The following is a 22,488-nucleotide window of genomic DNA, read 5'->3' as shown; positions in this document are numbered from 1 at the left end:
CCCTAGGGGTCGGCGGGCGCCCGGCCGAGCGGATACTCCGCGACGACCTCGTAGCGCGGGCGCCCCCGCGGCCCCTCGCCGAGGTGGGACTCGACCAGCGTGAGCGTGTCGACGGTCCAGCCCGGCCCCTCGTAGGCGTCCAGCAGCCGCACCCAGTCCGACACCTCCTGCGGCCGGCCCATCCGGGCCACTGTCACGTGTGGGCGGAACCGCTGGCCGTCGACCGCGATGCCGGCCTTCGCCGCCGCCGCCCGGGCCCCGGTGGCGAGCCGGTCCAGCTCGGTGCGCCCGGCCTCGTCCAGGCCGAGCCCGGCCCACAGCACCCGGGCCCGGGCCGGGTTCGGGAACGCGCCGCCGCCCACCACCCGGGCCGGGAACGGCGTACGCCGTCCGGCGGCGCGGGCGAGCCGCTCCAGCAGGTCGTCCAGGGCGCGGTCGGGCACCTGCGCCAGGAACGCCAGTGTCAGGTGCAGCTGCTCGGCCCCGGCCCACCGGAACCCCGCCGCGTCGCGGCGTACCTCCAGGAACTCGTCGAGGTGCTCGATGGCGTCCTCGGGCGGGACCACCGCCGCGAACATCCGCATCACCAGATGCTAGACGCCGCTCCGGACGGAGGATTGCCCCGGCGCGACCCGGGGCAGGGTGCGGTCCCGGGCCGGGGTGCGGCCGGTGATCGGCCGAGGCTGTGCTGACAGGGGAGGACAGGGAGGACATGCGCGACGGGCAACGGCGGCTGAGCCAGCCGCACTACTACCACAACCCCGCCCTGACGCTCACGTCCTCCGCGCCGCCCGAGGCGGCCATGGCGGCGCTCGTCGACGCGCTCGTCGACGCCCGGTTCCGGCTCCAGGAGAGCGGGCCCGGCCGCGCCCGGCTGCGGGCCGGGTCGTGGCTGCGCGACCTGGTCTTCGACCCCATGGACGTCGCCATGTTCCTGCCGCGACGCTTCGCCACCTGGGGCTTCGTGGCGACTGTCGACCTGGAGACGCTCGACACCCCGGCAGCGACCCAGGTGCGGGTCCGGATGCACCGGATGTCGGAGCCGCGGTTCGCCGTACCCCACATCCTCGACGCGGTCGATGCGGCGGTGCGGGCGCTGTCCGCCGCCGGCCACGACGCGGTGGCCGGCGAGGTGGGCCACGGGCCGTAGGGACCCGCTCAGACCTGGGTCCCCAGCAGCGACCCGATGGCGTAGGTGACCCCCATCGCGAGGGCGCCCCCGACGACGTTGCGCAGCACGGCCCGGGTGCGCGGCGCATAGCCCAGCGTCGCGCTGGTGAAGCCGGTGATCGCGAGCGCGACCAGCACGCTCAGCACCGTGATCGGGACCCGGGTGTCGTCCGGCGCCAGCAGGATCACCAGCAGCGGCAGCAGCGCGCCGCTCACGAAGGACACCGCGGAGGCGAACGCCGCCGCCCACGGGTTGGTGATGTCGTCGGGGTCGATGCCGAGCTCGACCCGCGCGTGCGCGGCCAGCGGGTCGCGGGCCATCATCTGCTCGGCGGCCTCGCGGGCGACGTCCGCGCTCAGCCCGCGCTCGACGAGCAGGCCGGCGAGCTCGTCGAGCTCGGCGTCGGGCTGCTCGGCGAGCTCGCGGCGCTCGGTGGCCAGCATCGCGAGCTCGGAGTCGCGCTGGGTGCTCGTCGAGAGGTACTCGCCGGCGGCCATGCTGATCGCGCCCGAGACGAGGCCGGAGACGCCGGCGACCGCGATCGCGCCCTGGTCGGTGGTCGCGCCCGCCACCCCCACCACCAGGCCGGCGGTGGACACCACGCCGTCGTTCGCGCCCATCACGCCGGCCCGCAGCCAGTTCAGCCGGCCCCGAACGCCGCCGCCCCCGCCGCCGCCCGGCTCACCGGCCGATCCGGGCTCCCCGGGGTGGGTGGTGGATGCGGGGTGCCGCGCCTTCGGGCTCATCCCCCGATGGTCGCCCGGCCGGCACCGCCCGACAAGCAAGGGCAGGCTGACCGGGACCGGTCACAGACCGAGGTCGCGGCCGATGAGCTCCTTCATGATCTCGTTTGAGCCGGCCCAGATCTTCGAGACCCGGGCGTCGCGCCAGGCGCGGGCCACGCGGTACTCGTTCATGAACCCGTAGCCGCCGTGCAGCTGCACGCAGTGGTCGAGCACCTCGTTCTGGACCTGCGAGGACCACCACTTGGCCTTGGCGGCGTCGACAGCGGTGAGCTCGCCGGCGTCGTGGGCGACCACGCACTGGTCGATGTAGGCCTGGGTGACCTCGATCCGGGTGAACAGCTCGGCGAGCAGGAACTTGTTGTGCTGGAACTGCCCGATCGACTGCCCGAAGGCCTGGCGGTCCTTGGCGTACTGCAGCGTCTCGACCAGGATCTGCTGGGCGTGGGCGACGTTGGAGATCGCACAGCCCAGCCGCTCCTGGGGCAGCTTCTGCATCATGTGGATGAAGCCGCCGTCGAGCTCGCCGACGATCTCGGCGTCGGTGACCCGGACGTCCTCGAAGAAGAGCTCGGCGGTGTCGGACTCGTCCTGGCCGACCTTGTCGAGCTTGCGGCCGCGGCTGAAGCCCGGCGCGCTGGTCTCGACCGCGAACAGCGTGATCCCGCGGGCCTTCTTCTCCGGGCTGGTGCGGGCCGCGACCAGGACCAGGTCGGCGGAGTAGCCGTTGGTGATGAACGTCTTCGACCCGTTGATCACCCACGAGTCGCCGTCGCGCACCGCCGTGGTCTTCAGCGCGGCCAGGTCCGAGCCGCCCGAGGGCTCGGTCATGCCGATCGCGAGCAGGATCTCGCCGGCGGCGACGCCGGGCAGCCAGCGCTTCTTCTGCTCCTCGGTGCCGAGCTCGACGAGGTACGGCGCGGTGATGTCGGCGTGGATGCCCACGCAGGAGCCCAGCGCCGCGTTGACCTTGTTCAGCTCCTCGAGCAGCACGGCGTTGAAGCGGTAGTCGCCAGCACCGGCGCCGTCGTACTCCTCGGGGATCTCCAGCCCGAGCAGGCCCAGCCGGCCGGCGCCGAGCCAGAACTCCCGCGGGATCGCCTTGTCAGCGGCGTGCTGATCGACGTGCGGGAGGACCTCGCGGTCGATGAACTCCCTGACCGATGCCCGGAACGCCTCGTGGTCCTCGTCGTAGATCGCGCGCTTCATGGGCGTCAGTGTAGACACCGAAGTTACCCGCGCGTAGGTGTGAGCCAGGTCCTGCGAGCCGCGCGGTTCCCACCCGCCCGGAACGGGTACAACCCGGCGCCGGAGCCCCGGCCCCCCGATGTACGCGAGGTGCACTTTGAACGATCCAATCCACGTCGACGCCGCTGCGACCGAGGCGACGGACCCCGAGTCGACCGCGCCGAGCGGTCCCGAGGTCTGGCCCGGGCAGGCGTACCCGCTGGGGGCGACCTTCGACGGCATCGGCACCAACTTCGCGCTGTTCAGCGAGGTCGCGGAGCGCGTCGAGCTCTGCCTGTTCGAGGAGACCCCCGACGGCTCGTGCACCGAGACCCGGGTGGAGCTGACCGAGGTGGACGCCTTCGTCTGGCACGGCTACCTGCCGACGATCCAGCCGGGTCAGCGCTACGGCTACCGGGTGCACGGCCCCTGGGACCCGGCCAACGGGCTGCGCTGCAACCCGAACAAGCTGCTGCTGGACCCGTACGCCAAGGCCACGACCGGCGAGATCGACTGGGACCAGGCGCTCTTCTCTTACAACTTCGGCGACGAGGACTCCCGCAACGACGCGGACTCCGCCCAGCACATGACCCACGGCGTGGTCGTGAACCCGTTCTTCGACTGGGAGGGTGACCGCGCTCCGGGCTACGCGTACAACGACACGGTCATCTACGAGGCGCACGTCAAGGGCCTGACCCAGCTGCACCCCGAGGTGCCGGAGGAGATCCGCGGCACCTACGCGGCGCTGGCGCACCCCGCGATCACCGACCACCTCACCAAGCTGGGCGTGACCGCGATCGAGCTGATGCCGGTGCACCAGTTCGTCCAGGACAGCACGCTGCTGGAGAAGGGCCTGCGCAACTACTGGGGCTACAACACCCTGGGCTTCTTCGCCCCGCACGCGGCGTACGCCGCGACCGGCGAGCTGGGCCAGCAGGTCCAGGAGTTCAAGTCGATGGTCAAGGCGCTGCACGCCGCGGGCATCGAGGTGATCCTCGACGTGGTCTACAACCACACCGCCGAGGGCAACCACCTGGGCCCGACGCTGAGCATGAAGGGCATCGACAACCAGGCGTACTACCGGCTGGTCGAGGACGACCAGCGCTACTACATGGACTACACCGGCACCGGCAACAGCCTCAACGTCCGGCACCCGCACTCGCTGCAGCTGATCATGGACTCGCTGCGCTACTGGGTCACCGAGATGCACGTCGACGGGTTCCGCTTCGACCTCGCCTCGACGCTGGCCCGCGAGTTCTACGAGGTGGACCGGCTCGCGACGTTCTTCGAGCTCGTGCAGCAGGACCCGGTGGTCAGCCAGGTCAAGCTGATCGCCGAGCCCTGGGACGTCGGCCCCGGCGGCTACCAGGTCGGCGGCTTCCCGCCCCAGTGGACGGAGTGGAACGGCGCCTACCGCGACACCGTGCGCGACTTCTGGCGCGGCGAGCCCTCCCTGGGCGAGTTCGCCAGCCGGCTGGCCGGCTCCTCCGACCTCTACGAGCACTCCGGGCGGCGTCCGTTCGCCTCGATCAACTTCGTGACCGCCCACGACGGGTTCACGCTCAGCGACCTGGTCTCCTACAACGAGAAGCACAACGACGCCAACGGCGAGGACAACAACGACGGCGAGAGCCACAACCGGTCCTGGAACCACGGCGTCGAGGGGCCCACCGACGACCGCGACGTGCTCGTCGAGCGGGCCCGCTCCCAGCGCAACTTCCTCGCCACGCTGCTGCTCTCCCAGGGCGTGCCGATGATCCTGCACGGCGACGAGCTGGGCCGCACCCAGCGCGGCAACAACAACACCTACGCCCAGGACTCCGAGCTGTCCTGGGTGCACTGGGAGGACGCCGACCTGCCGCTGGTGGAATTCACCGCCGCCGTCTCCCGGCTGCGGCGCGAGCACCCGACCTTCCGCCGCAAGCGGTTCTTCACCGGCGGCACCGTGCGGGTCCCCGACGGCGGCGACGGGGACCGGCTCGACGACATCGTCTGGCTGCACCTGGACGGTCGGCCGATGGAGGACCACGACTGGCACGCCGAGCACGCGGACGCGAGCGCGAAGGCCATCGGCATGTACCTCAACGGGCACGGCATCCGCGGCAAGGACGGTCGGGGACAGGCCATCGTCGACGACCACTTCCTGCTCTACTTCAACGCCGACGGCCCGGCGACGCTGACGCTCCCGCCCGCGGAGTACTCCGAGGCCTGGGACGTCGTGGTCGACACCGGCGGCGACGGCGAGAGCGTGACCGGCCTGGCGGCCGGGTCGACCTACGAGCTGGGACGGCGCAGCGTGCTGGTGCTGCGCGAGCACCGGGAGGCCGAGGCGGAGCCGGACGGCTCGGTGGCGGCCTCGCTCGCGGCCGCCTCGCGGAGGTCCTGACCGTGCGCGTGCCCGTCAGCACCTACCGGCTCCAGGTCACCGAGGACTTCGACCTGTTCGCCGCGGCCGAGCTGCTCCCCTACCTCCACGACCTGGGCGCCGACTGGGTCTACCTGTCCCCGCTGCTCGCCGCGGAGCCGGGCAGCAACCACGGGTACGACGTGGTCGCCCACGACCACATCGACGAGAGCCGCGGCGGCGCGGCGGGCCTGGCGGCCGTGTCCGCCGAGGCCCGCCGGCTCGGGCTGGGGGTCCTGGTCGACATCGTCCCCAACCACGTCGGGGTGGCGACGCCCGCCGCGGGCCCCTGGTGGTGGGACGTGCTCAAGCACGGCCGCGCCGCCGAGCACGCCGACTACTTCGACATCGACTGGGACGCCGGGGACCAGCGGCTGCGGGTCCCGGTCGTCGGCGACGACGACCAGGCGCGCCCGCACGGCCCGATCAAGCACCTGAGCCTGGTCGAGGGGCCCACCGGCCCCGAGCTGCACTACTGGGACCAGGCATTCCCGGTGGCGCCCGGCACGGTCTCCAGCAGCCCGGACGGCGCGTGGGACGACCCCAACCAGGTGCACGCCCGCCAGCACTACGAGCTGGTGCACTGGCGGGTCGCGGACAGCGGGCTGAACTACCGCCGGTTCTTCGCGGTGAACACCCTGGCGGCCGTGCGCGTCGAGGACCCCCGGGTCTTCGCCGAGACCCACGCCGAGATCCGGCGCTGGTTCGACGAGGGGCTCGTCGACGGCCTGCGGGTGGACCACCCCGACGGGCTGCGCGACCCCGGGAAGTACCTGCGCGACCTCGCCGAGCTCACCGGCGGCGCCTACGTGCTGGTCGAGAAGATCCTCGAGCCCGGCGAGCTCCTGCCGACGTCCTGGGCGACCGCCGGGACGACCGGGTACGACGCGCTGGCCCACGTCGACCGGGTGCTCACCGACCCGGCCGGGCAGGAGCCGCTCGACGCCCTGGAGGCGCGGCTGCGCGGCGCACCGGTCGACTGGGCGGAGCTGGTGCACGGCACCAAGCGCGCGGTGGCGGACGGCATCCTGAACTCCGAGGTGCGCCGGATCGTGCGCGAGCTGCGCGCCCACCTGCCCGGCCTCCCCGCCCCCGGGCCGAGGACGCCGTGGCGGAGCTGTTCGCCTGCTTCCCGGTCTACCGCTCCTACCTGCCGGAGGGAAGCGAGCACCTCGAGCACGCCTTCGCCGAGGCCCGCCGCCGTCGGCCCGACCTCGGCGGGACGCTGGACCAGCTCGAGCCCGCGCTGCACGACCCCGACCTGGACGCCACCCAGCGGTTCCAGCAGACCAGCGGGATGGTGATGGCCAAGGGCGTGGAGGACTGCGCGTTCTACCGCTGGTCCCGGCTGACCTCGCTCAACGAGGTCGGCGGCGACCCGTCGGTGTTCTCGCTGGCCGTGCCGGACTTCCACGCCGAGATGGCGCAGCGCCAGCGGGACTGGCCGCACGCGATGACCGCGCTGTCCACCCACGACACCAAACGCGGCGAGGACGTCCGAGCCCGGATCACCGTGCTCGCCGAGCTGCCCGAGGTGTGGGCCGACGCGCTGGGCCGGCTCCTGGAGCTGGCGCCGCTGCCCGACCCGGGCTTCGGCTCGCTGCTGTGGCAGGCGGTGCTCGGCGCGTGGCCGGCCGAGCGCGAGCGCCTGCACGGGTACGCCGAGAAGGCGATGCGCGAGGCCGGCGACCGGACCACCTGGACCGAGCCGGACGCGAAGTACGAGGCGGCCGTGCACGCAGCCGTCGACGCGGCGTACGACTCCGCGGAGGCGCGCGCGATCCTCGACGGGCTGCTGGCGCGCGTCGTGCTGCCGGGCTGGTCCAACGCGCTGGCCGCCAAGCTGGTCGCGCTGACCCTGCCGGGGGTGCCGGACGTCTACCAGGGCAGCGAGCTGTGGGAGCAGAGCCTGGTCGACCCCGACAACCGGCGCACCGTCGACTTCGACGCCCGCTCGGCGCTGCTGCGCAGCGGGGAGTGGACAGCCCCGACCGACCGGGTCGACGACCCCGGGACCGCCAAGCTCCGGGTGACCAGCGCGGCGCTGCGGCTGCGCCGCGACCGCCCCGAGCTGTTCACGACGTACGCCGCAGTGGCGGCGGCCGGGCCCGCGGCCGACCACGTGCTGGCCTTCGACCGCGGCGGCGCGGTCACTGTCGCGACCCGGCTGCCGGTCGGCCTGGCCGAGCGCGGCGGGTGGGGCGAGACGGTCCTGGACCTGCCGGCCGGCACCTGGACCGACGCGGTGACCGGGACCCGGCTCTCCGTGGGCCCCGACGGGGCCCGGCTCGACGACGTGCTCGCGCAGCTGCCGGTGGCGCTGCTGGTGAAGGAGGACTCATGACCGCCCAGGCTCCTGCCCGGGGACCGTTCGACGTGTGGGCCCCGCGGCCCGCGCGGCTGCGGCTCTCGGTCGGCGACGCGGTCGTCGACATGCGGCGCGGCGAGGACGGGTGGTGGACGCCCGCGTCCGCCGTGCCCGACGTACCGGCCGAGGGGCTGGACTACGGCTACCTGATCGACGACGACGAGACCCCGCGGCCCGACCCGCGGTCGCGGCGCCAGCCCGACGGCGTGCACGGGCGCTCCCGCACCTTCGACCCCGGCGCCTTCGCCTGGACCGACGCGGGCTGGACCGGCCGACAGCTGGCCGGCTCGGTCGTCTACGAGCTGCACGTCGGCACCTTCACCCCCGAGGGCACCTTCGACGCCGCCCTCGAGCGCCTGGACCACCTGCGCTCGATCGGCGTCGACCTGGTCGAGGTGATGCCGGTCAACGCCGTCAACGGCACCCACAACTGGGGCTACGACGGGGTCGGCTGGTTCGCGGTGCACGAGCCGTACGGCGGGCCGGAGGCCTACCAGCGCTTCGTCGACGGCTGCCACGCCGCCGGGCTGGGCGTGATCCAGGACGTCGTCTACAACCACCTCGGACCCTCGGGCAACTACCTGCCGCTGTTCGCGCCGTACCTCAAGGAGGGCTCGAACACCTGGGGCGACCTGGTCAACCTCGACGCCGAGGGCTCCGCGGAGGTGCGGCGGCTGGTCCTCGACAACGTGCGGATGTGGCTCGCGGACTACCACGTCGACGGGCTGCGGCTGGACGCCGTGCACGCGCTCGAGGACTCCTCCGAGGTGCACCTGCTGGAGGAGATGGCGATCGAGGTCGCCGCCCTCTCCGCCCACCAGCGCCGGCCGCTGACGCTGATCGCGGAGTCCGACCTCAACGACCCGGTGCTGATCACGCCCCGCGAGGGGGGCGGCCGCGGGCTGGACGCGCAGTGGAGCGACGACTTCCACCACGCGGTCCACGTCGCGCTGACCCGGGAGACCGAGGGCTACTACGCGGACTTCGAGCCGCTCTCGGCGCTGGCGAAGGTGTGCGAGAAGGGGTTCTTCCACGACGGCACCCACTCCTCGTTCCGGGGCCGCGACCACGGCGTGCCGATCGACACCGAGCGGATGCCGACCTGGCGGCTGGTGGTCTGCTCCCAGAACCACGACCAGATCGGCAACCGCGCGGTCGGCGACCGGATCACCGAGAAGCTCGACGACGACCAGCTCGCCTGCGCGGCCCTGCTGACCCTGGCCGGGCCGTTCACCCCGATGCTCTTCCAGGGCGAGGAGTGGGCGGCCTCGACGCCGTTCCAGTTCTTCACCAGCCACCCGGAGCCGGAGCTCGGCACCGCCACCGCCGAGGGCCGGATCGCGGAGTTCGAGCGGATGGGCTGGGACCCGGCGGTCGTGCCCGACCCGCAGGACCCGGCGACGTACGAGCGCTCGAAGCTGGACTGGTCGGAGTCCGAGCGGGGGCGGCACGCCGTCCTGCTCGGGGTCTACCGCGAGCTGGCCCGGCTGCGGCGCACGCTGCCGGACCTGACCGACCCCGCCTTCGGCTCGGTCTCGTGCACCGCCGAGGAGTCCACCCGGGTCTTCACGATGCGCCGCGGCTCGCTGCTCGTGGTCGTGAACTTCGGCGACCGGCCGGTCACCGTGCCGGTGCCCGCCTCCGCCGGCGTCCTGTTCGCCACGCCCTCCGGCGCCGACCTGTCCGACGGCACGCTGACCCTGCCGGCGCATGCCGGGGTGCTGGTGGGCTGAGCGGGGGGCCGGGATCCGAGGACCGCACCTCGCCCGCCCGACCCTCGCAGCGGTGAGCCGCCCACCGTTCTCATCCCGAGAACGGTGGCCAGCTCACCGCTGACCCGGGGTCAGCCGAGCTTGCTCAGGTCGACGACCTCGTTCTCGGGCGGGGCCTCGACCTGGAACTCCTCGTTGAAGTCGGTGAGCGTGACCGCGCCGCCCTCGGCGCCCTGGCGCTCCAGCTTGGTCAGGTAGTGCTCGCCGTCGACCAGGACGTAGGCGGTGGACTTCTCGCCGTCCTCGTCGGTGGCGTCGATCGCGATCGCCTGCTCGCCCTCGACGTCGCCGACCTCGCCCTTCTCGTAGGTGTTGTCGGTCTCGTCGACAGTCTCCTCGAGCAGCGAGTCGAGGTCGCAGACCTCCGCGAAGCCCTCGTCACCGGGCTGGACGACCCACTTGTTGCCGATCAGCGCGATCAGCTGGTCGGCCTGGGCGCCGCCCTGCGCGCGCCAGAACGCCTCGTCGGGACGGAACCAGGTGGTGCCGTCGAGGCTGCGGATCTCCGCCGTCGCGTCGCCCAGGGTGATCGAGCCGGTGCAGTCTCCGCCCTTGCTGGCGACCAGGTCCATGCCGATCGTCTGGCCGTCGCTGGTGAGCTCGCCGAGCAGGCGTACGGAGGTCAGCGTCCCGGTCGCCTTCTTGGCCTCGGCCACGATCTCGTCGGCGGACTGGTCGACGAACGCCTCCGCCGCGGCGCCGCTCGAGGCGTCGCCCGAGCCGCTCGAGCCGCCCGAGTCGTCCCCGGAGTCACCGGAGTCACCGCACGCCGTCAGGAGCGCCAGCCCGCCGACCAGGCAGCCGACGGTCCGCATTCGCCTCATGTCTCGTCTCACCTCATCCATGAGACCACACCGGTCCTGACGGTCCGGGGCCGGCGGTCGAGCGGTCAGCGACCCAGCAGCTGGTCCACCCACGCCGGCACCAGCTCGCCGGCGGGACCGAGCCGCGACTCGTCGAAGTAGACGCTGCCCTCGCTGGGCTCCAGGTTGAGCTCGAGGGTCCGGGCGCCGTACGACGCGGCGGCCTGCACGAAGCCCGCGGCGGGGTAGACGGCGCCGGAGGTGCCGATGGAGACGAACAGGTCGCAGCCCTCGAGGGCCTCGAGGATGTGGTCCATCCCGTAGGGGATCTCCCCGAACCAGACGACGTCCGGGCGCAGCGCGACCGCGCCGCAGCGGGGGCACGGCGGCTGGTCGGCGAGGTCGCCGGACCACGGCACCTGCTCCCGGCAGGCCACGCACAGGGCGGAGAGCAGCTCCCCGTGCATGTGCAGCACGCGGTGCGAGCCGGCGCGCTCGTGCAGGTCGTCGATGTTCTGGGTGACCACCAGCAGGTCGTCGCCGATCGCCCGCTCCAGGCGCGCCAGCGCCTCGTGCGCGGGGTTGGGCTCGACGGCGGCCAGCGCGGCCCGCCGGGTGTCGTAGAAGCGCTGCACGACCCCCGGCTGGTGCTCGAACGCCTCGGGCGTGGCCACGTCCTCGACCCGGTGCCCGGCCCACAGCCCGTCGGCGTCGCGGAACGTCGGCACCCCGCTCTCCGCCGAGATGCCGGCCCCGGTCAGCACGACGATCCTCATGCCAGCTCCCCCGGGCCGCCCGCCCGCCCGTGCACTGTCACGACGTACCCCGCCCCCGGCTCGAAGGCGCCGCGGTCCCAGGTGCCGTACGTCGCGACCGGGTCCAGCCCGGCCGCCGCCATCGCCTCCTCGAACTGCGCCAGCGGTGTCACCGGGCAGCCGGCCGGCAGGTGGTCCGCGTCGAGCCCGAAGCCGCACACGACCCGGCCGCCGGCCGCGGTGTGCGCGGCGAGCCGCTCGCAGACCGCCGGCAGCGTGCCGGGCTCGAGCAGCGGCACGATGTTGCCGGCGAGCAGCACCACGTCGAAGGTCGCCCCGAGGTCGAACGCGGCGAGGTCGCCGAGCCGCCAGTCCAGGCCGGGCGCCTCGGCCCGGGCCTGCTCGAGCATCGTGGCGTCCACGTCCACCCCGACGACCCGGTAGCCCAGCTCGTCGAGGCGTACGGCGATCCGGCCGGTGCCGCACCCCGCGTCGAGCACCCGGGCGGGCGGATCGACCAGCCCTGTCACGAACGTCGCCTCGCCGTGCACGTCCTGGCCCGCGGCGGCGAGCTCGCCGAAGCGGCGGGCGTACGCCGCGGCGTACTCCTCGCCGTTGGTGGCGCGGGCGATGCGCTCCCAGCGTGTGGCCACGACCCGGCCGCCGCTCAGTAGTACCAGGGGAACGGCGACCAGTCCGGCTCGCGCTTCTCCAGGAACTGGTCGCGGCCCTCGGCGGCCTCGTCGGTCATGTACGCCAGCCGGGTGGTCTCGCCGGCGAAGATCTGCTGGCCGACCAGGCCGTCGTCGATGAGGTTGAAGGAGTACTTCAACATCCGCTGCGCGGTCGGGGACTTGCCGTTGATCAGCCGGCCCCACTCCAGGGCGACCTTCTCCAGCTCGGCGTGCGGGACCGCCTTGTTGACCACGCCCATCGCCTTGCCCTCCTCGGCGGAGTACTCCTGGCCGAGCAGGAAGATCTCGCGGGCGAACTTCTGGCCGACCTGCCGGGCGAGGTACGCCGACCCGAAGCCGCCGTCGAAGGAGCCGACGTCCGCGTCGGTCTGCTTGAACCGCGCCTCCTCGGCGCTGGCCAGGGTCAGGTCGCAGACCACGTGCAGGCTGTGGCCGCCGCCGGCCGCCCAGCCGGGGACCACGCAGATGACGATCTTCGGCATGAACCGGATCAGCCGCTGCACCTCGAGGATGTGCAGCCGGGCCAGCTTCGCCTTGTCGATGCGCGAGGGCTCCTCGGCGCCGGTGTCCGCGGCTCCGATCGCCTTGTCCTCGTACTGGTAGCCGGCCTTGCCGCGGATCCGCTGGTCGCCGCCGGAGCAGAACGACCACTTGCCGCTCTTCGCGCTGGGGCCGTTGCCGGTGAGCAGCACGCAGCCCACGTCGGCGGCGCTGCGGGCGTGCTCGAGCACCCGCAGCAGCTCGTCGACCGTGTGCGGCCGGAAGGCGTTGAGCACGTCGGGCCGGTCGAAGGCCACCCGGACGGTGCCGTGCTCCTTCGCCCGGTGGTAGGTCAGGTCGGTCAGGTCCTCGAAGCCGGGAACGACGTCCCAGTCGTCGGCGTCGAAGATCTCCGACACCCCGTCGATCGCACTCATGCGCGCAGGCTATCCCCGGGCGCATACTCATCCGTCGGCTGGTCACGGGTATGGCATGGCACTTCACGGTGAGTACGAGCCCAGTCCCGAGCAGTGGGTCCGCGACCAGGTCGCGGAGTTCGAGGCCTCCAACGGCCAACGCGCGAACACCCTGCTCGACAGCGACGACCCGATCGTGGTGATCACCTCGGTGGGCGCGAAGTCGGGCAAGCTGCGCAAGAACCCGGTCATGCGCGTGGAGCGCGACGGCACCTACGTCGCGATCGCGTCCTTGGGCGGCGCCCCCAAGCACCCGACCTGGTACTACAACTTCCTCGAGCACCCCGAGGTCGAGCTCCAGGACGGCGCGGAGAAGCACACCTACCGGGCCCGGATGGTGACCGGCGCGGAGCGCGAGGAGTGGTGGCAGTACGCCGTCCAGACCTGGCCGACGTACGCCTCCTACCAGGAGAAGACCGACCGGGAGATCCCGGTCTTCGTGCTCGAGCGGGAGTAACCAGCCGGGGCTGCGGTAAACCTCAAAAGAGCCCCAAGAGGGCACCCGGTTTCCTCAGGTTCCAACCCCATCCCCGCAAGGTTGGCCTCAGGGTCTGGTTGAGGTGGTAGGCGGCCACCAATGCTGGCGCTATGACCACCACGACGAGGCGGGCCGAGGGCACCGCACGCACCGTCGGCCCGCTGGTCGCACTGCTCCCCGCGCACAACGAAGAGGCGTCGCTGGGGGCGGCGCTGGACTCGCTGGCCGGCCAGACCCATCCCCCGGAGCGCGTCGTCGTCGTCGCCGACAACTGCACCGACCGGACCGCGGAGATCGCCCTGTCCCGCGGAGCCGAGGTCTTCTTCCCGGTCGACAACGTCCACAAGAAGGCCGGCGCGCTGAACCAGGCGCTCGCCGAGATCCTGCCCACCCTGGACCCCACCCACCTGGTGCTGGTCATGGACGCCGACTGCGCGCTCGACCCGCAGTTCCTCGAGGTGGCGCGAGGCCACCTGGCCGACCCCACGCTCGGAGGCGTGGGCGGGACCTTCCGCGGCGGGCCGGGCGGCGGGCTGCTCGGCACCTTCCAGCGCAACGAGTACGCCCGCTACGAGCGCGACGTACGCCGCCTCAAGGGGCGGGCGCTGGTGCTCACCGGCACCGCGTCGGTCTTTCCGATCCCGGTCCTCGAGGAGGTCGTCACGGCCCGCCGCGACGGCTGGCTCCCGGATCGGTCCGGGAAGGGCGCGGTCTACGACGTCCACGTCCTCACCGAGGACAACGAGCTCTCGCTGGCCCTGCTCCACCTCGGCTACCGGATCCTCGCGCCCCACGAGTGCACCCTCGAGACCGAGGTGATGTGCACCTGGAAGGACCTGTCCAACCAGCGGCTGCGCTGGAAGCGCGGCGCCCTGGAGAACCTCCTCGACTACGGCTGGACGCCGGTGACCCGGCGCTACTGGGGCCGGCAGGCGCTGAGCGCGCTCGGCGTGCTCGCCACCGGCCTGTACCTGGCCAGCCTCGTCGTCGGCCTGATCCTGGGCATGGAGATGCACTGGTTCTGGCTCGCCCTGACCGGCGTCTTCGCGCTCGAGCGGGTGGTCACGGTCCGCTCGCGCGGGCCCCGCCAGATGCTGCTCGGCGCCGTCATCGTCGTCGAGATGGCCTTCGACGTCTTCCTGCAGTTCGTGCAGGCCCGTGCCTTTGCCCAGACCTCACTGGGCACCGAGAGAAAGTGGTAACAACGATGTACAACAACGGCTCGATCACCGCGGGTGGCGCCCTCGCCGCCACGGGCCTCGCCTTCGACGCGGTGTGGTTGCTCCTGGCCGCGTTCGCGATCATCTCCGCCATCCTCGCCGCGGCGCGGATCCTGCCCCGCCTGCACTGATGCGTCGCCTCCTGGCGGCCCTGATCGTGCTCGCCGCGATTCTGGCGGTCCCTGTCGGGCACGTCGCCGTCACCGGCCTGCAGACCTCCCGCGCCCAGACCGAGCTGCTCGAACAGCTGGAGCAGCTGGAAGCGGACGGGACGCAAGCAGCAGCCGGGACGGCCGGGGCCGCCGGGGGGCAGGCCGCAGCAAGCACCCGCAACCGACCTTCGCCGGTGGCCGCCGGCGTCGAGCACGGCCGTCCGCTCGCCGTCCTGGAGATTCCCCGGCTGGGGAAGTCCTGGCGGTGGGCGGTGCTCGAGGGCACCGAGGACGACGTGATCGCCGACGGGATCGGCCACTACGCCGGGACCCCGCTGCCCGGCGCCGCCGGCAACGTCGCGCTGGCCGGCCACCGGGCGGGACACGGGTCGCCGTTCCTCGACTTCGAGGAGCTGCGCCCCGGCGACGAGGTCCGGATCACCCAGGGCACCAGCACCTGGACCTACCGGCTCACGACCAGCCCCCGGAAGGTGGACAACGACGCCGACTGGGTCCTCGACCCGCTGCCCGGCCACCAGCTGACGCTGACCACCTGCTGGCCGAAGTACGGCTCGCTCGCCCGGCTCTACGTGCGCGGCGAGCTCGTCGACCCGCGGAGCGCCCCGGCTACCTGAGCAGCCGGCGCAGCACCCGCAGCGACTGCGGCGAGGAGTTCACCCGCCAATCCCGCTCCTTGCGGGCGTGGAACCAGACGATCGCCTTCAGCCGCGGGAAGCCGCGCCCGGTGAGCGCGTCCTTGGTCCACCGGGCCTTGCTGTGCCGGGGGTCCCGCGGCGCGCCGTCGGCGCGGGTCGGCTCCTTCGAGCCGACCTCGCAGATCCACACCGGCGCCGTGGGGTGCAGCCGGGTCAGCCGGCGGTACATCGGGGTGAACAGCTCGGGGAAGGACTTCCACCGTCCCCACTTCGCGTCCTGTCCCCAGTTGAAGCCGTCGATGCCGAGCACGTCGACGTAGTCGGCGCCGGGCCAGATGCTGGCGACCGGGGTGGTGCCCGCGTAGACGTCCACGGTCGGGTTGAAGACCCAGCGCAGGTTGGTCACGCCGCGCGCCCGGAAGTACGTCACCAGGTAGCGCCAGGCCGAGCGGAACTCCGCGTAGGTGCCGCCGTAGGGGCGATCGCCGTCGGCGGTCGGCTGGAACTGCTGCCAGTCCCCGTTCATCTCCGGCCAGGGGCGCACGTACACCGTCCACGGGTAGTCCCGGGCGGCGCTGACCAGGTCGTCGAGGTAGCCGTCGTGCTGCCCGCTCGTCCACTCCGAGAACCGGGTGGGGCCCATGTCCCAGGAGAGCAGCACCTTGCGGGTCCCGCCGCGGGCGAAGGCGCGCTCGGTCGCGGCCGGGAAGATGTCGCCGTACCCCCAGTAGTAGGAGGCGATGTCGGTCGGGGTGCGGACCATCGACTCGAAGGCGGCCAGACGCTCGGGAGCGTTGGTCATCCCGTCGACGTAGGCGCCGAACTCGACCCGGTCCACCAGCCGCCGGGCCCGCTTCTTCTTCTTTTTCTTCTTGCGACGCTCGTCGGGCGATGCGGTCGACACGTGGGAGGTCTTCCCTGAGGCGCTCGTCGGGGCTTTCGTGGCGCCGACGCTAGCAGTGGAGGCGGTCGTGGGACTCACCGTGCCGCCCACCACCAGCGCCAGGACCAGGGCGGTCATGGCGAGCGTCGGAAGGGCACGGCGCATGCGCTGCGCACCCGTTGGCCTTCGTCCGAGCTTCGGCACGAGTCATCCTCAGGAGGTCATCGACATAGAGCAATTGTTACTCCTATCGGTGACACGCCCCCGAATATGAACAGTTCGCCCACAAATCAGTGACAGGACTGGACCAGATCCGACCGGCCCGTGTTGATCGCCGGATCAGCTCTCCGGGCGTGGTGTCGCGGGCTTCAGCCGGCGCGCGCGATCGACATGGCCAGCGAGGCCAGGTGCCCCAGCCGGGCGACCTCGGAGTCGAGGAACTCCGGACCACCGCGGCGGCCGATCAGCACCGCCTCCTGGTGGTTGAGCCGGGCCCCGCAGTGCACGTTGTCGTCGCCGGTCTCCAGGCGGGCGGCGCGACCCAGCGAGATCCACGCCAGGTCGCTCGGCGCGGCCGGGGTCGCGTGCACGACGCCCTCCGTCTGGCTGACCCGGGCCGCCCAGTCCGCGCGGAACGTGATCGGCAACAGGTCGACGAGCCGGTCCAGGGCCTCCGCCGGGTTGGCGGTCAGCTCCTCGACGGCCTCGAGGTCGAGGAAGAGGTTGCCGCCCGCGGCGTACCTGCTGATCCACACCACCCGGACGCCGGGCAGCACGTTGCAGGCCGAGACGATGGTGTCCGCCATCGTTCCGGGCGCGATCTCGAGCAGCACGTCGTCGACCGCGAGGCCGTCGTGGCCCTTGTCGACGATCTCGATCGCCTCGATGTCGCCGCCGGCCTCACCGATGGCGGTGGCGACCCGGCCGAGCGATCCGGGTACGTCGGGCAGCTCGACACGCAGCAGGTACGGCATTCACAACTCCAGGTCGGGGAGGACTCGACCTTAGCGACCGAGCGCCGGGTCGGCCGGGTTCCTCCCGATCCGCGGACCGGCGGCCAGACGGAGCCGCAGACCGGTGGCCCGCTGGGCCCGGCGCCCGATCGCGGCGCGGACGGACTCCTGCGACCCGACCACGCGGACCCGGCGCTGGGCCCGGGTGACGGCTGTGTAGAAGAGCTCGCGGGTCAGCAGCGGCGAGTCCTCCGGCGGCAGCAGCACCGTCACCTCGCGGGCCTGGCTGCCCTGGCTCTTGTGCACGGTCATCGCGTGCAGCGTGTCGACGTCGGAGAGCCGGGAGATGGCGAAGCGGACCAGCTCGCCGCGACCGGCCACCACCGCCCGCAGCTCGTCGTCCTCGCGGACGACCACGCCGGTGTCGCCGTTGAACAGGTCCAGGCCGTAGTCGTTGGCGGTGACCAGCAGCGGACGCCCGGCGTACCACTCCTGGCCCCAGACCGCGCCGACCGGCTGACCGGTCGCCTCGCCCAGCCATCGCTCCACCTGGCGGTTCCAGTGCTGCACGCCCCACGGCCCGTCGCGGTGGGCGCAGAGCAGCCGGTGGTCGTCGGTCGCGGCGACCGCCGCCTCGGCGTCGCCGGCGAGAGCGGCGGTGCGGACCCGGAGGGCGTGCTCGACGAGGAGGTCCCGCATCCCGTCGGCGGCGGCCGGGTCGTCGGGGTCGACGAGCACGACGTCGTCCGCGCCGGACGTGAGCAGCGCCAGGGCCTCGTCGGCGTCGCCGGCGCGCAGCGCCTCGGCCAGGGCGCCGATGCTGCCGCCGAAGCGGTGGGTGGTGCGCAGCGCAGCGACGGCGTCCGGAGCGGTGCCGGCCAGTCCCTGGACGAGGTCGGAGAGCACGGCGCCCGCCTCGACGGAGGCGAGCTGGTCGGGGTCGCCGACCAGCACCAGGCGGGCGTCGGGGCGCACCGACTCCAGCAGCCGGGCCATCATCGTCAGGGAGAGCATCGAGGTCTCGTCGACCACGACCACGTCGTGCGGGAGCTTGTTGCCGCGGTGGTGGCGGAAGCGGGTGCTGGACTCCGGCACCCAGCCGAGCAGGCGGTGCAGGGTCGAGGCGCTCAGGTCGGCCAGCCGGGCGCGGTCCGCGTCGGTGAACCGCTCGCTGCGCTGCGCCTCCTCGACCGCCTGCTGGAGCCGGGCCGCGGCCTTGCCGGTGGGCGCGGTCAGCGCGACCCGCAGCCGCCGGCCGCTCGCCTCGGCCTGGTCGGTCAGCAGCGCCAGCAGCCCCGCGACCGTCGTGGTCTTGCCGGTGCCGGGGCCGCCGGTGAGGACGGTGGTCCACTGGCGGGCCGCGGCCAGCGCGGCGGCGCGCTGCTCGGCGTACCCGGGCCCGGGGAAGAGTCGCTCCGCGGTGGACTCCAGCCGACCGGCCCCGATCGGCGGCGCGGGCGCGGCCGCCCGGGCCAGCAGGTCGTCGCGGACCTGCCCCTCCTCGCGCCAGTAGCGGTCCAGGTAGAGCAGGCCGTGCTCGACCTGGAGCACCGACGCGACCGCTGCGGGGCTCGCCGCCACCCGCTCCAGCCAGCCCTCGGCGGCCGGCCACGGCAGCGGGTCGCCCTCGTCGGCCGCACCGAGCGCCGCTGTCGCGGCGAGGTCGACGCAGACTGAGCCGTGCCGGGCGGCGCGGACCGCGAGCGCGATCGCGAGCCGGACCTCCTCGTCGGCAGTGCCGGTCAGCTCCCCGAGCCGGGTGGCCACATGGACGTCGGCCGCCGTGATCGCCCCGCCCTGGTTGAACGCGCGCAGCAGGCCGGTGGCGCCCGCCGCCAGCCGTGCGTCGTACCGGTCCTCGACCTCGAAGCGCTCGATCACGCGCCCTCCTCCCGTACGCCGTCGAGCACGTCGGACAGCGCGGTGACCAGGGACGCTGGCGGACGCCACCCGAAGACCCCCGACGGGCAGCCGTCGACGGTCGGGGTGTCCGCGCCGCACATGCCGCGGACGTAGAGGTAGAGCACCCCGGCCAGGTGGATGTCCGGGTCGTAGCCGGGCAGCCGCCAGCGCAGGTAGCGGTGCGCGACGACGCAGTAGAGCATCGCCTGAAGCGGGTAGTGGGAGTGCAGCATCGCACCGGCCAGCAGCGGCGGCGCGTAGTCGGCCGCGGTGAGCGGGCGGCCGGGCTCGCCGAGCATGTTGGTCTTGTAGTCCACGACGAGGAAGCGCGGGCCGTCCTCGGTGGCCAGGCGGAGCACCGCGTCGACGGAGCCGGAGAGGTAGCCGCGCAGCGGCTGGTCGCCCAGCGGCCGGGTCTCGAGCCGGTCGGCGTACGGCGCGAGCGGGTCGTCGGCGGCCAGGTGCCGGCGCAGCAGCGGCGCGAGGTCGCGCAGCAGCACCTCGCTGCGACCGGTCCGGTCCCGCACGTCGCCGCCGGCCAGCGGCAGCTCGAACTCCAGCTCGCGCAGCCGGTCGCGCAGCGGCACCCGGCCCAGCGTCCAGCCGGGCGCGAGCGGACCGAAGGGGGTCTCGTGGAGCGGCACCAGGGACTCGGCCAGCGCGTCGACGCCCACCTCCGCCGGCCACCAGGCCAGCTGCTCGGCGACGTGGCGGCGCAGCTCCGCGCGCAGGTCGGGGGCCTCCGGGTCGGTGTGCTCGAGCACCGCGTGGACCAGGCTGCCGAACCCGGCTCCCGCAGGCAGGTCCGCCATCGGGGACGGGACCGACGCGGCCGGGTCGAGGGCGGCCCCGGCGGCACCGAGGCCGGGGTCGGGCGCGGGCGGCTCGTCCTCGAGGCCGGCGACCTCCGGCTCGCTGCCGACAGCGCCGCCCGGCCCGGCGGCCTGCTCCTCCTCGATCCGGATCAGCCCGGAGTACGACGTGCGCCGCCAGTCGGTGTCGACGGTGCGGTCGAAACGGCGCGCGGCGAGCGCACCGGGGCGGCCCGGGCGCTCCGGGGCTTGGGAGTCGGCCGGCTCGGCGAGCTCCGGGACCGGGCCGCCGAGCTCCGCGAGCATGCCCAGCACCCGCGCGGCGTGCTCGTCGTCGCGCACGTCCTGGGCGTCGGGGACCTCGGGGGTGCCGGGTCGCCGGCCGAACAGCAGCCGGTGCAGCCCGCCGATCTTGGTGTTGAACGTGGGCGCCCACCACGCGACCACCTGACCCTGGGCCCGGGTCAGCGCGACGTAGAGGTCGCGCAGCTCCTCGCCGGCCTCCTCCGCCCGGTGGCAGGCCAGGTTGGCCTCCCATCCCGGGCCGGAGCCGCTGACGTCGAGGGTGCGCCGGCCGGTGTCGTCGTGGAACAGCGCGACCTCGGTGGGGAACTCGAAGGTCTGGTAGGCGAAGGGCAGGTAGGTGACGGGGTACTGAAGCCCCTTGCTGCCGTGCACGGTGACGATCTGCACCGCCGCCGCGTCGGAGTCGAGCCGCCGCGGCCGCTCGGTGGCGGTCGTGCGGCGCTGCTCCTCGCGGAACCAGGCCAGCAGGGCCGTGAGGCCGAGCTGCTCGCGGGTCGCGAGCTCGTGCAGGAGCTGGGTGAGGTGGCGCAGGTCGGTCAGCAGCCGCTCGCCGTCGACGGTGCCGAGCACGCGTGCGCTCAGGCCGCGCTCCTCGGCCGCCTCCATCAGGGCCGCGACGCCACGCCCGCGCAGCAGCAGCGCCCACCCGCGCAGGGCGTCGGCGACCCGGCCGGTCAGCCGCTCGCCACCGGCGTCGAGCTCGGCGGTCGTGTGGCCGAAGAAGCTGGTGAGCGCGGCGGCCCGGACCAGCCCGGAGCGGTGCGGCTGCTCCAGCGCCTCCAGGAGGGTCAGCCACTGCTCGGCCGCGGGGGTCGAGAAGACGTGACCGCCACCGGCCAGCACGGCCGCCACGCCGCGGCGGGCCAGCGCCCGCTGCACGAGCAGGCCGTGGTCGCGCACCCCGACGAGGACGGCGACCTGGCGCGCCTCCAGGGGCGCGTCGCACCAGGTCGCGCCCGAGCCGAGCAGCTCGGCGATGTCGGCGGCGCAGTCCTCGGCGATCGCCTCCCGGGCGTCGGGCGTCCCGATCAGGCCCTTCTTGAGGCGGAAGCCGTCGCGCGGGACCCGGCGCAGCCGGAACGGCGCGGTGGACGGGGCACCGCGCAGCCGCGGGCCCTCGTGGTGGGCGACGACGTCGCGCACCACGATCTCCGGGTGCCCGAGCGCCGCGCCGCGCAGCACGACCTGCAGGCGCTCCACGAGCCCGGCGTCGCTGCGCCAGTTGGTGTTGAGGGTCGCCTGGGTGGTGGCGGTGCGGGCCGCGGCGAGGTAGGTGACCACGTCGCCGCCCCGGAAGGCGTAGATGGCCTGCTTGGGGTCGCCGATGAGCACCATCCGGGCGTGGCCGCTGAACGCGCGGTCCAGCACCTGCCACTGCACCGGGTCGGTGTCCTGGAACTCGTCGACCAGCACCACCCGCCACCGCTCGCGCATCCGCGCCCGGGCCGGCGCCTCGTCGTCCTCCAGCGCCGCGGCGAGCCGGACCAGCAGGTCGTCGTAGCTGAGGACGCCCCGGCGGCGCTTGCGCCGGTCGACCTCCTCGCGCACCGCCTGGCCGAACGCCACCCGGGCCCCGGCGGCGCTCGCGGGGTCGTCGGCGGGGGCGAGCACGGCCTGCGGGTCGCCGACGACCCGGCGGCCCAGGGAGAGGGCGCAGGTCCGGTCGAACGGCGGCCGCTCGCGCAGGTGGCCGAAGCGCTGGAGGTAGAGGTCGTCGACGACCTCCACCACCAGGTCGTCGAGGTTGTCGACCAGCTCCGCGCCGGAGTCGGTGTCGCCGGCCACCCCCAGCGAGCGCAGCACCAGCTGGCAGAACTGGTGGGTGGTCGCGATCGTGGCGGCGTCGAAGGACGCGAGCGCGTCACGCAGTCGCCGGCGCATCGTGGCCCGGGCGTCCTCCCCCGCGGCCAGCAGGTGCATCACGACCGCGTTGTCGCGGTTCGCCGACGCGGGGTCGCCCAGCGCCCGCTCCGCCTCGACGAGCTGGTCGCGGACCCGCTCGCGCAGCTCCTGGCTGGCGGCCCGGCCGAAGGTGATCACCAGCATCTCCTCGAGCGCGGCCACGCCCTCGGCGACGTAGCGGGTGACCAGCCCGCCCACGGTGAAGGTCTTGCCGGTGCCGGCGCTCGCCTCGAGCAGGGTGGTGCCGACGCCGGGCAGCTCGCCGGTCAGGTCGAACGGCGCCACCGCGGCCCCCGGCTGGTCCGTCTGGTCGCTCTGGTCCGTCTGCAT

General features: G+C 73.5%; 19 protein-coding genes. 8 read left to right on the top strand and 11 right to left on the bottom strand.

Annotated elements, in window-relative coordinates; translation table 11 throughout:
- Nucleotides 1-2: 2 nt before the first annotated feature.
- Nucleotides 3-584, bottom strand: a complete 582-nt coding sequence (gene thpR / locus EBO35_RS00665; RefSeq protein ID WP_122816017.1) for an RNA 2',3'-cyclic phosphodiesterase — start codon at nucleotides 582-584, stop codon at nucleotides 3-5.
- 128 nt (nucleotides 585-712) lie between these two features.
- Here thpR and EBO35_RS00660 point away from each other — a divergent pair, with 128 nt between their 5' ends.
- Nucleotides 713-1,150, top strand: coding sequence for a hypothetical protein (locus EBO35_RS00660; RefSeq protein ID WP_122816016.1), 438 nt, complete (start codon nucleotides 713-715; stop codon nucleotides 1,148-1,150).
- Nucleotides 1,151-1,158: 8 nt separating this feature from the next.
- On the opposite strand, the gene EBO35_RS00655 is transcribed toward EBO35_RS00660, so the two are convergent.
- A complete protein-coding gene (locus EBO35_RS00655; RefSeq protein WP_122816015.1) occupies nucleotides 1,159-1,917 on the bottom strand; it encodes a VIT1/CCC1 transporter family protein in 759 nt (252 codons plus the stop codon).
- Nucleotides 1,918-1,977: 60 nt separating this feature from the next.
- Nucleotides 1,978-3,123, bottom strand: coding sequence for an acyl-CoA dehydrogenase family protein (locus EBO35_RS00650; RefSeq protein ID WP_122816014.1), 1,146 nt, complete (start codon nucleotides 3,121-3,123; stop codon nucleotides 1,978-1,980).
- A 136-nt stretch (nucleotides 3,124-3,259) separates the two neighbouring features.
- Between EBO35_RS00650 and glgX the strand changes: the two genes are divergently transcribed.
- The 3 genes from glgX (at nucleotide 3,260) to treZ (ending at nucleotide 9,646) form a co-directional block, all read left to right on the top strand.
- The gene (glgX, locus tag EBO35_RS00645) at nucleotides 3,260-5,527 is read left to right on the top strand and encodes a glycogen debranching protein GlgX (RefSeq protein WP_263457642.1); all 2,268 of its coding nucleotides are present in this window, start codon (nucleotides 3,260-3,262) and stop codon (nucleotides 5,525-5,527) included.
- Nucleotides 5,528-5,529: 2 nt separating this feature from the next.
- Complete coding sequence (locus EBO35_RS19800) at nucleotides 5,530-6,849, top strand: alpha-amylase family glycosyl hydrolase (RefSeq protein WP_241153795.1); 1,320 nt, start codon at nucleotides 5,530-5,532, stop codon at nucleotides 6,847-6,849.
- Nucleotides 6,850-7,885: 1,036 nt separating this feature from the next.
- Nucleotides 7,886-9,646 (top strand): malto-oligosyltrehalose trehalohydrolase, encoded by a 1,761-nt coding sequence (treZ, locus tag EBO35_RS00635; protein WP_122816012.1) that lies wholly within the window; start codon nucleotides 7,886-7,888, stop codon nucleotides 9,644-9,646.
- A gap of 110 nt (nucleotides 9,647-9,756) precedes the next feature.
- Here treZ and EBO35_RS00630 read toward each other — a convergent pair whose 3' ends face one another.
- The 4 genes from EBO35_RS00630 to EBO35_RS00615 form a co-directional block, all read right to left on the bottom strand.
- Nucleotides 9,757-10,509, bottom strand: coding sequence for a LolA-like protein (locus EBO35_RS00630; protein WP_164477738.1), 753 nt, complete (start codon nucleotides 10,507-10,509; stop codon nucleotides 9,757-9,759).
- A gap of 65 nt (nucleotides 10,510-10,574) precedes the next feature.
- On the bottom strand, nucleotides 10,575-11,264 hold the full coding sequence (locus EBO35_RS00625; protein WP_122816010.1) for an NAD-dependent deacylase: 690 nt from the start codon (nucleotides 11,262-11,264) through the stop codon (nucleotides 10,575-10,577).
- On the bottom strand, nucleotides 11,261-11,896 hold the full coding sequence (locus tag EBO35_RS00620) for a class I SAM-dependent methyltransferase (protein WP_206422626.1): 636 nt from the start codon (nucleotides 11,894-11,896) through the stop codon (nucleotides 11,261-11,263). The genes EBO35_RS00625 and EBO35_RS00620 overlap by 4 nt, the downstream gene beginning before the upstream one ends.
- A 14-nt stretch (nucleotides 11,897-11,910) precedes the next feature.
- On the bottom strand, nucleotides 11,911-12,855 hold the full coding sequence (locus EBO35_RS00615) for a 1,4-dihydroxy-2-naphthoyl-CoA synthase (protein WP_122816009.1): 945 nt from the start codon (nucleotides 12,853-12,855) through the stop codon (nucleotides 11,911-11,913).
- 55 nt (nucleotides 12,856-12,910) lie between these two features.
- Here EBO35_RS00615 and EBO35_RS00610 point away from each other — a divergent pair, with 55 nt between their 5' ends.
- The 4 genes from EBO35_RS00610 to EBO35_RS00600 all read left to right on the top strand — a co-directional run bounded on the left by EBO35_RS00610 (nucleotide 12,911) and on the right by EBO35_RS00600 (nucleotide 15,379).
- Nucleotides 12,911-13,351, top strand: a complete 441-nt coding sequence (locus tag EBO35_RS00610; protein ID WP_122816008.1) for a nitroreductase family deazaflavin-dependent oxidoreductase — start codon at nucleotides 12,911-12,913, stop codon at nucleotides 13,349-13,351.
- A 131-nt stretch (nucleotides 13,352-13,482) separates the two neighbouring features.
- Nucleotides 13,483-14,574, top strand: a complete 1,092-nt coding sequence (locus EBO35_RS00605) for a glycosyltransferase (RefSeq protein WP_122816007.1) — start codon at nucleotides 13,483-13,485, stop codon at nucleotides 14,572-14,574.
- A gap of 5 nt (nucleotides 14,575-14,579) precedes the next feature.
- Nucleotides 14,580-14,723 carry a hypothetical protein gene (locus EBO35_RS19285; RefSeq protein WP_164477737.1) on the top strand — a complete coding sequence of 48 codons (144 nt, stop codon included), beginning with the start codon at nucleotides 14,580-14,582 and terminating at the stop codon, nucleotides 14,721-14,723.
- Entirely contained in the window at nucleotides 14,723-15,379 is a 657-nt protein-coding gene (locus EBO35_RS00600; RefSeq protein ID WP_122816006.1) for a sortase, read from the top strand. Before EBO35_RS19285 ends, EBO35_RS00600 begins: the two co-directional genes overlap by 1 nt.
- Here EBO35_RS00600 and EBO35_RS00595 read toward each other — a convergent pair.
- The 4 genes from EBO35_RS00595 to EBO35_RS00580 form a co-directional block, all read right to left on the bottom strand.
- A complete protein-coding gene (locus EBO35_RS00595; RefSeq protein WP_164477736.1) occupies nucleotides 15,372-16,421 on the bottom strand; it encodes a glycoside hydrolase family 26 protein in 1,050 nt (349 codons plus the stop codon). The genes EBO35_RS00600 and EBO35_RS00595 overlap by 8 nt on opposite strands.
- 230 nt (nucleotides 16,422-16,651) lie before the next feature.
- The gene (locus EBO35_RS00590; RefSeq protein ID WP_396954402.1) at nucleotides 16,652-17,248 is read right to left on the bottom strand and encodes an ACT domain-containing protein; all 597 of its coding nucleotides are present in this window, start codon (nucleotides 17,246-17,248) and stop codon (nucleotides 16,652-16,654) included.
- Nucleotides 17,249-17,287: 39 nt separating this feature from the next.
- On the bottom strand, nucleotides 17,288-19,117 hold the full coding sequence (gene recD / locus EBO35_RS19670) for an exodeoxyribonuclease V subunit alpha (protein ID WP_206422625.1): 1,830 nt from the start codon (nucleotides 19,115-19,117) through the stop codon (nucleotides 17,288-17,290).
- The gene (locus EBO35_RS00580; RefSeq protein WP_122816003.1) at nucleotides 19,114-22,488 is read right to left on the bottom strand and encodes a UvrD-helicase domain-containing protein; all 3,375 of its coding nucleotides are present in this window, start codon (nucleotides 22,486-22,488) and stop codon (nucleotides 19,114-19,116) included. The genes recD and EBO35_RS00580 overlap by 4 nt, the downstream gene beginning before the upstream one ends.

It is taken from the genome of Nocardioides pantholopis (assembly GCF_003710085.1).
GTDB classification, from domain to species: Bacteria; Actinomycetota; Actinomycetes; order Propionibacteriales; family Nocardioidaceae; genus Nocardioides; species Nocardioides pantholopis.
The sequence above is the reverse complement of the archived record's forward strand: the minus strand, read 5'-3'. Positions and strand labels throughout refer to the sequence as shown.

What these genes read in the sequence shown, in the direction of transcription:
- EBO35_RS00580 (WP_122816003.1), bottom strand. Translation starts at nt 22,488, where the DNA reads ATGCAGACGGACCAGAGCGACCAGACGGACCAGCCGGGGGCCGCGGTG.
- thpR (WP_122816017.1), bottom strand. Translation starts at nt 584, where the DNA reads ATGCGGATGTTCGCGGCGGTGGTCCCGCCCGAGGACGCCATCGAGCAC.
- EBO35_RS00605 (WP_122816007.1), top strand. Translation starts at nt 13,483, where the DNA reads ATGACCACCACGACGAGGCGGGCCGAGGGCACCGCACGCACCGTCGGC.
- EBO35_RS00610 (WP_122816008.1), top strand. Translation starts at nt 12,911, where the DNA reads ATGGCACTTCACGGTGAGTACGAGCCCAGTCCCGAGCAGTGGGTCCGC.
- EBO35_RS00630 (WP_164477738.1), bottom strand. Translation starts at nt 10,509, where the DNA reads ATGAGGCGAATGCGGACCGTCGGCTGCCTGGTCGGCGGGCTGGCGCTC.
- treZ (WP_122816012.1), top strand. Translation starts at nt 7,886, where the DNA reads ATGACCGCCCAGGCTCCTGCCCGGGGACCGTTCGACGTGTGGGCCCCG.
- EBO35_RS00600 (WP_122816006.1), top strand. Translation starts at nt 14,723, where the DNA reads ATGCGTCGCCTCCTGGCGGCCCTGATCGTGCTCGCCGCGATTCTGGCG.
- EBO35_RS00615 (WP_122816009.1), bottom strand. Translation starts at nt 12,855, where the DNA reads ATGAGTGCGATCGACGGGGTGTCGGAGATCTTCGACGCCGACGACTGG.
- EBO35_RS00595 (WP_164477736.1), bottom strand. Translation starts at nt 16,421, where the DNA reads ATGACCGCCCTGGTCCTGGCGCTGGTGGTGGGCGGCACGGTGAGTCCC.
- EBO35_RS00660 (WP_122816016.1), top strand. Translation starts at nt 713, where the DNA reads ATGCGCGACGGGCAACGGCGGCTGAGCCAGCCGCACTACTACCACAAC.
- EBO35_RS19285 (WP_164477737.1), top strand. Translation starts at nt 14,580, where the DNA reads ATGTACAACAACGGCTCGATCACCGCGGGTGGCGCCCTCGCCGCCACG.
- EBO35_RS00655 (WP_122816015.1), bottom strand. Translation starts at nt 1,917, where the DNA reads ATGAGCCCGAAGGCGCGGCACCCCGCATCCACCACCCACCCCGGGGAG.
- EBO35_RS00625 (WP_122816010.1), bottom strand. Translation starts at nt 11,264, where the DNA reads ATGAGGATCGTCGTGCTGACCGGGGCCGGCATCTCGGCGGAGAGCGGG.
- EBO35_RS00650 (WP_122816014.1), bottom strand. Translation starts at nt 3,123, where the DNA reads ATGAAGCGCGCGATCTACGACGAGGACCACGAGGCGTTCCGGGCATCG.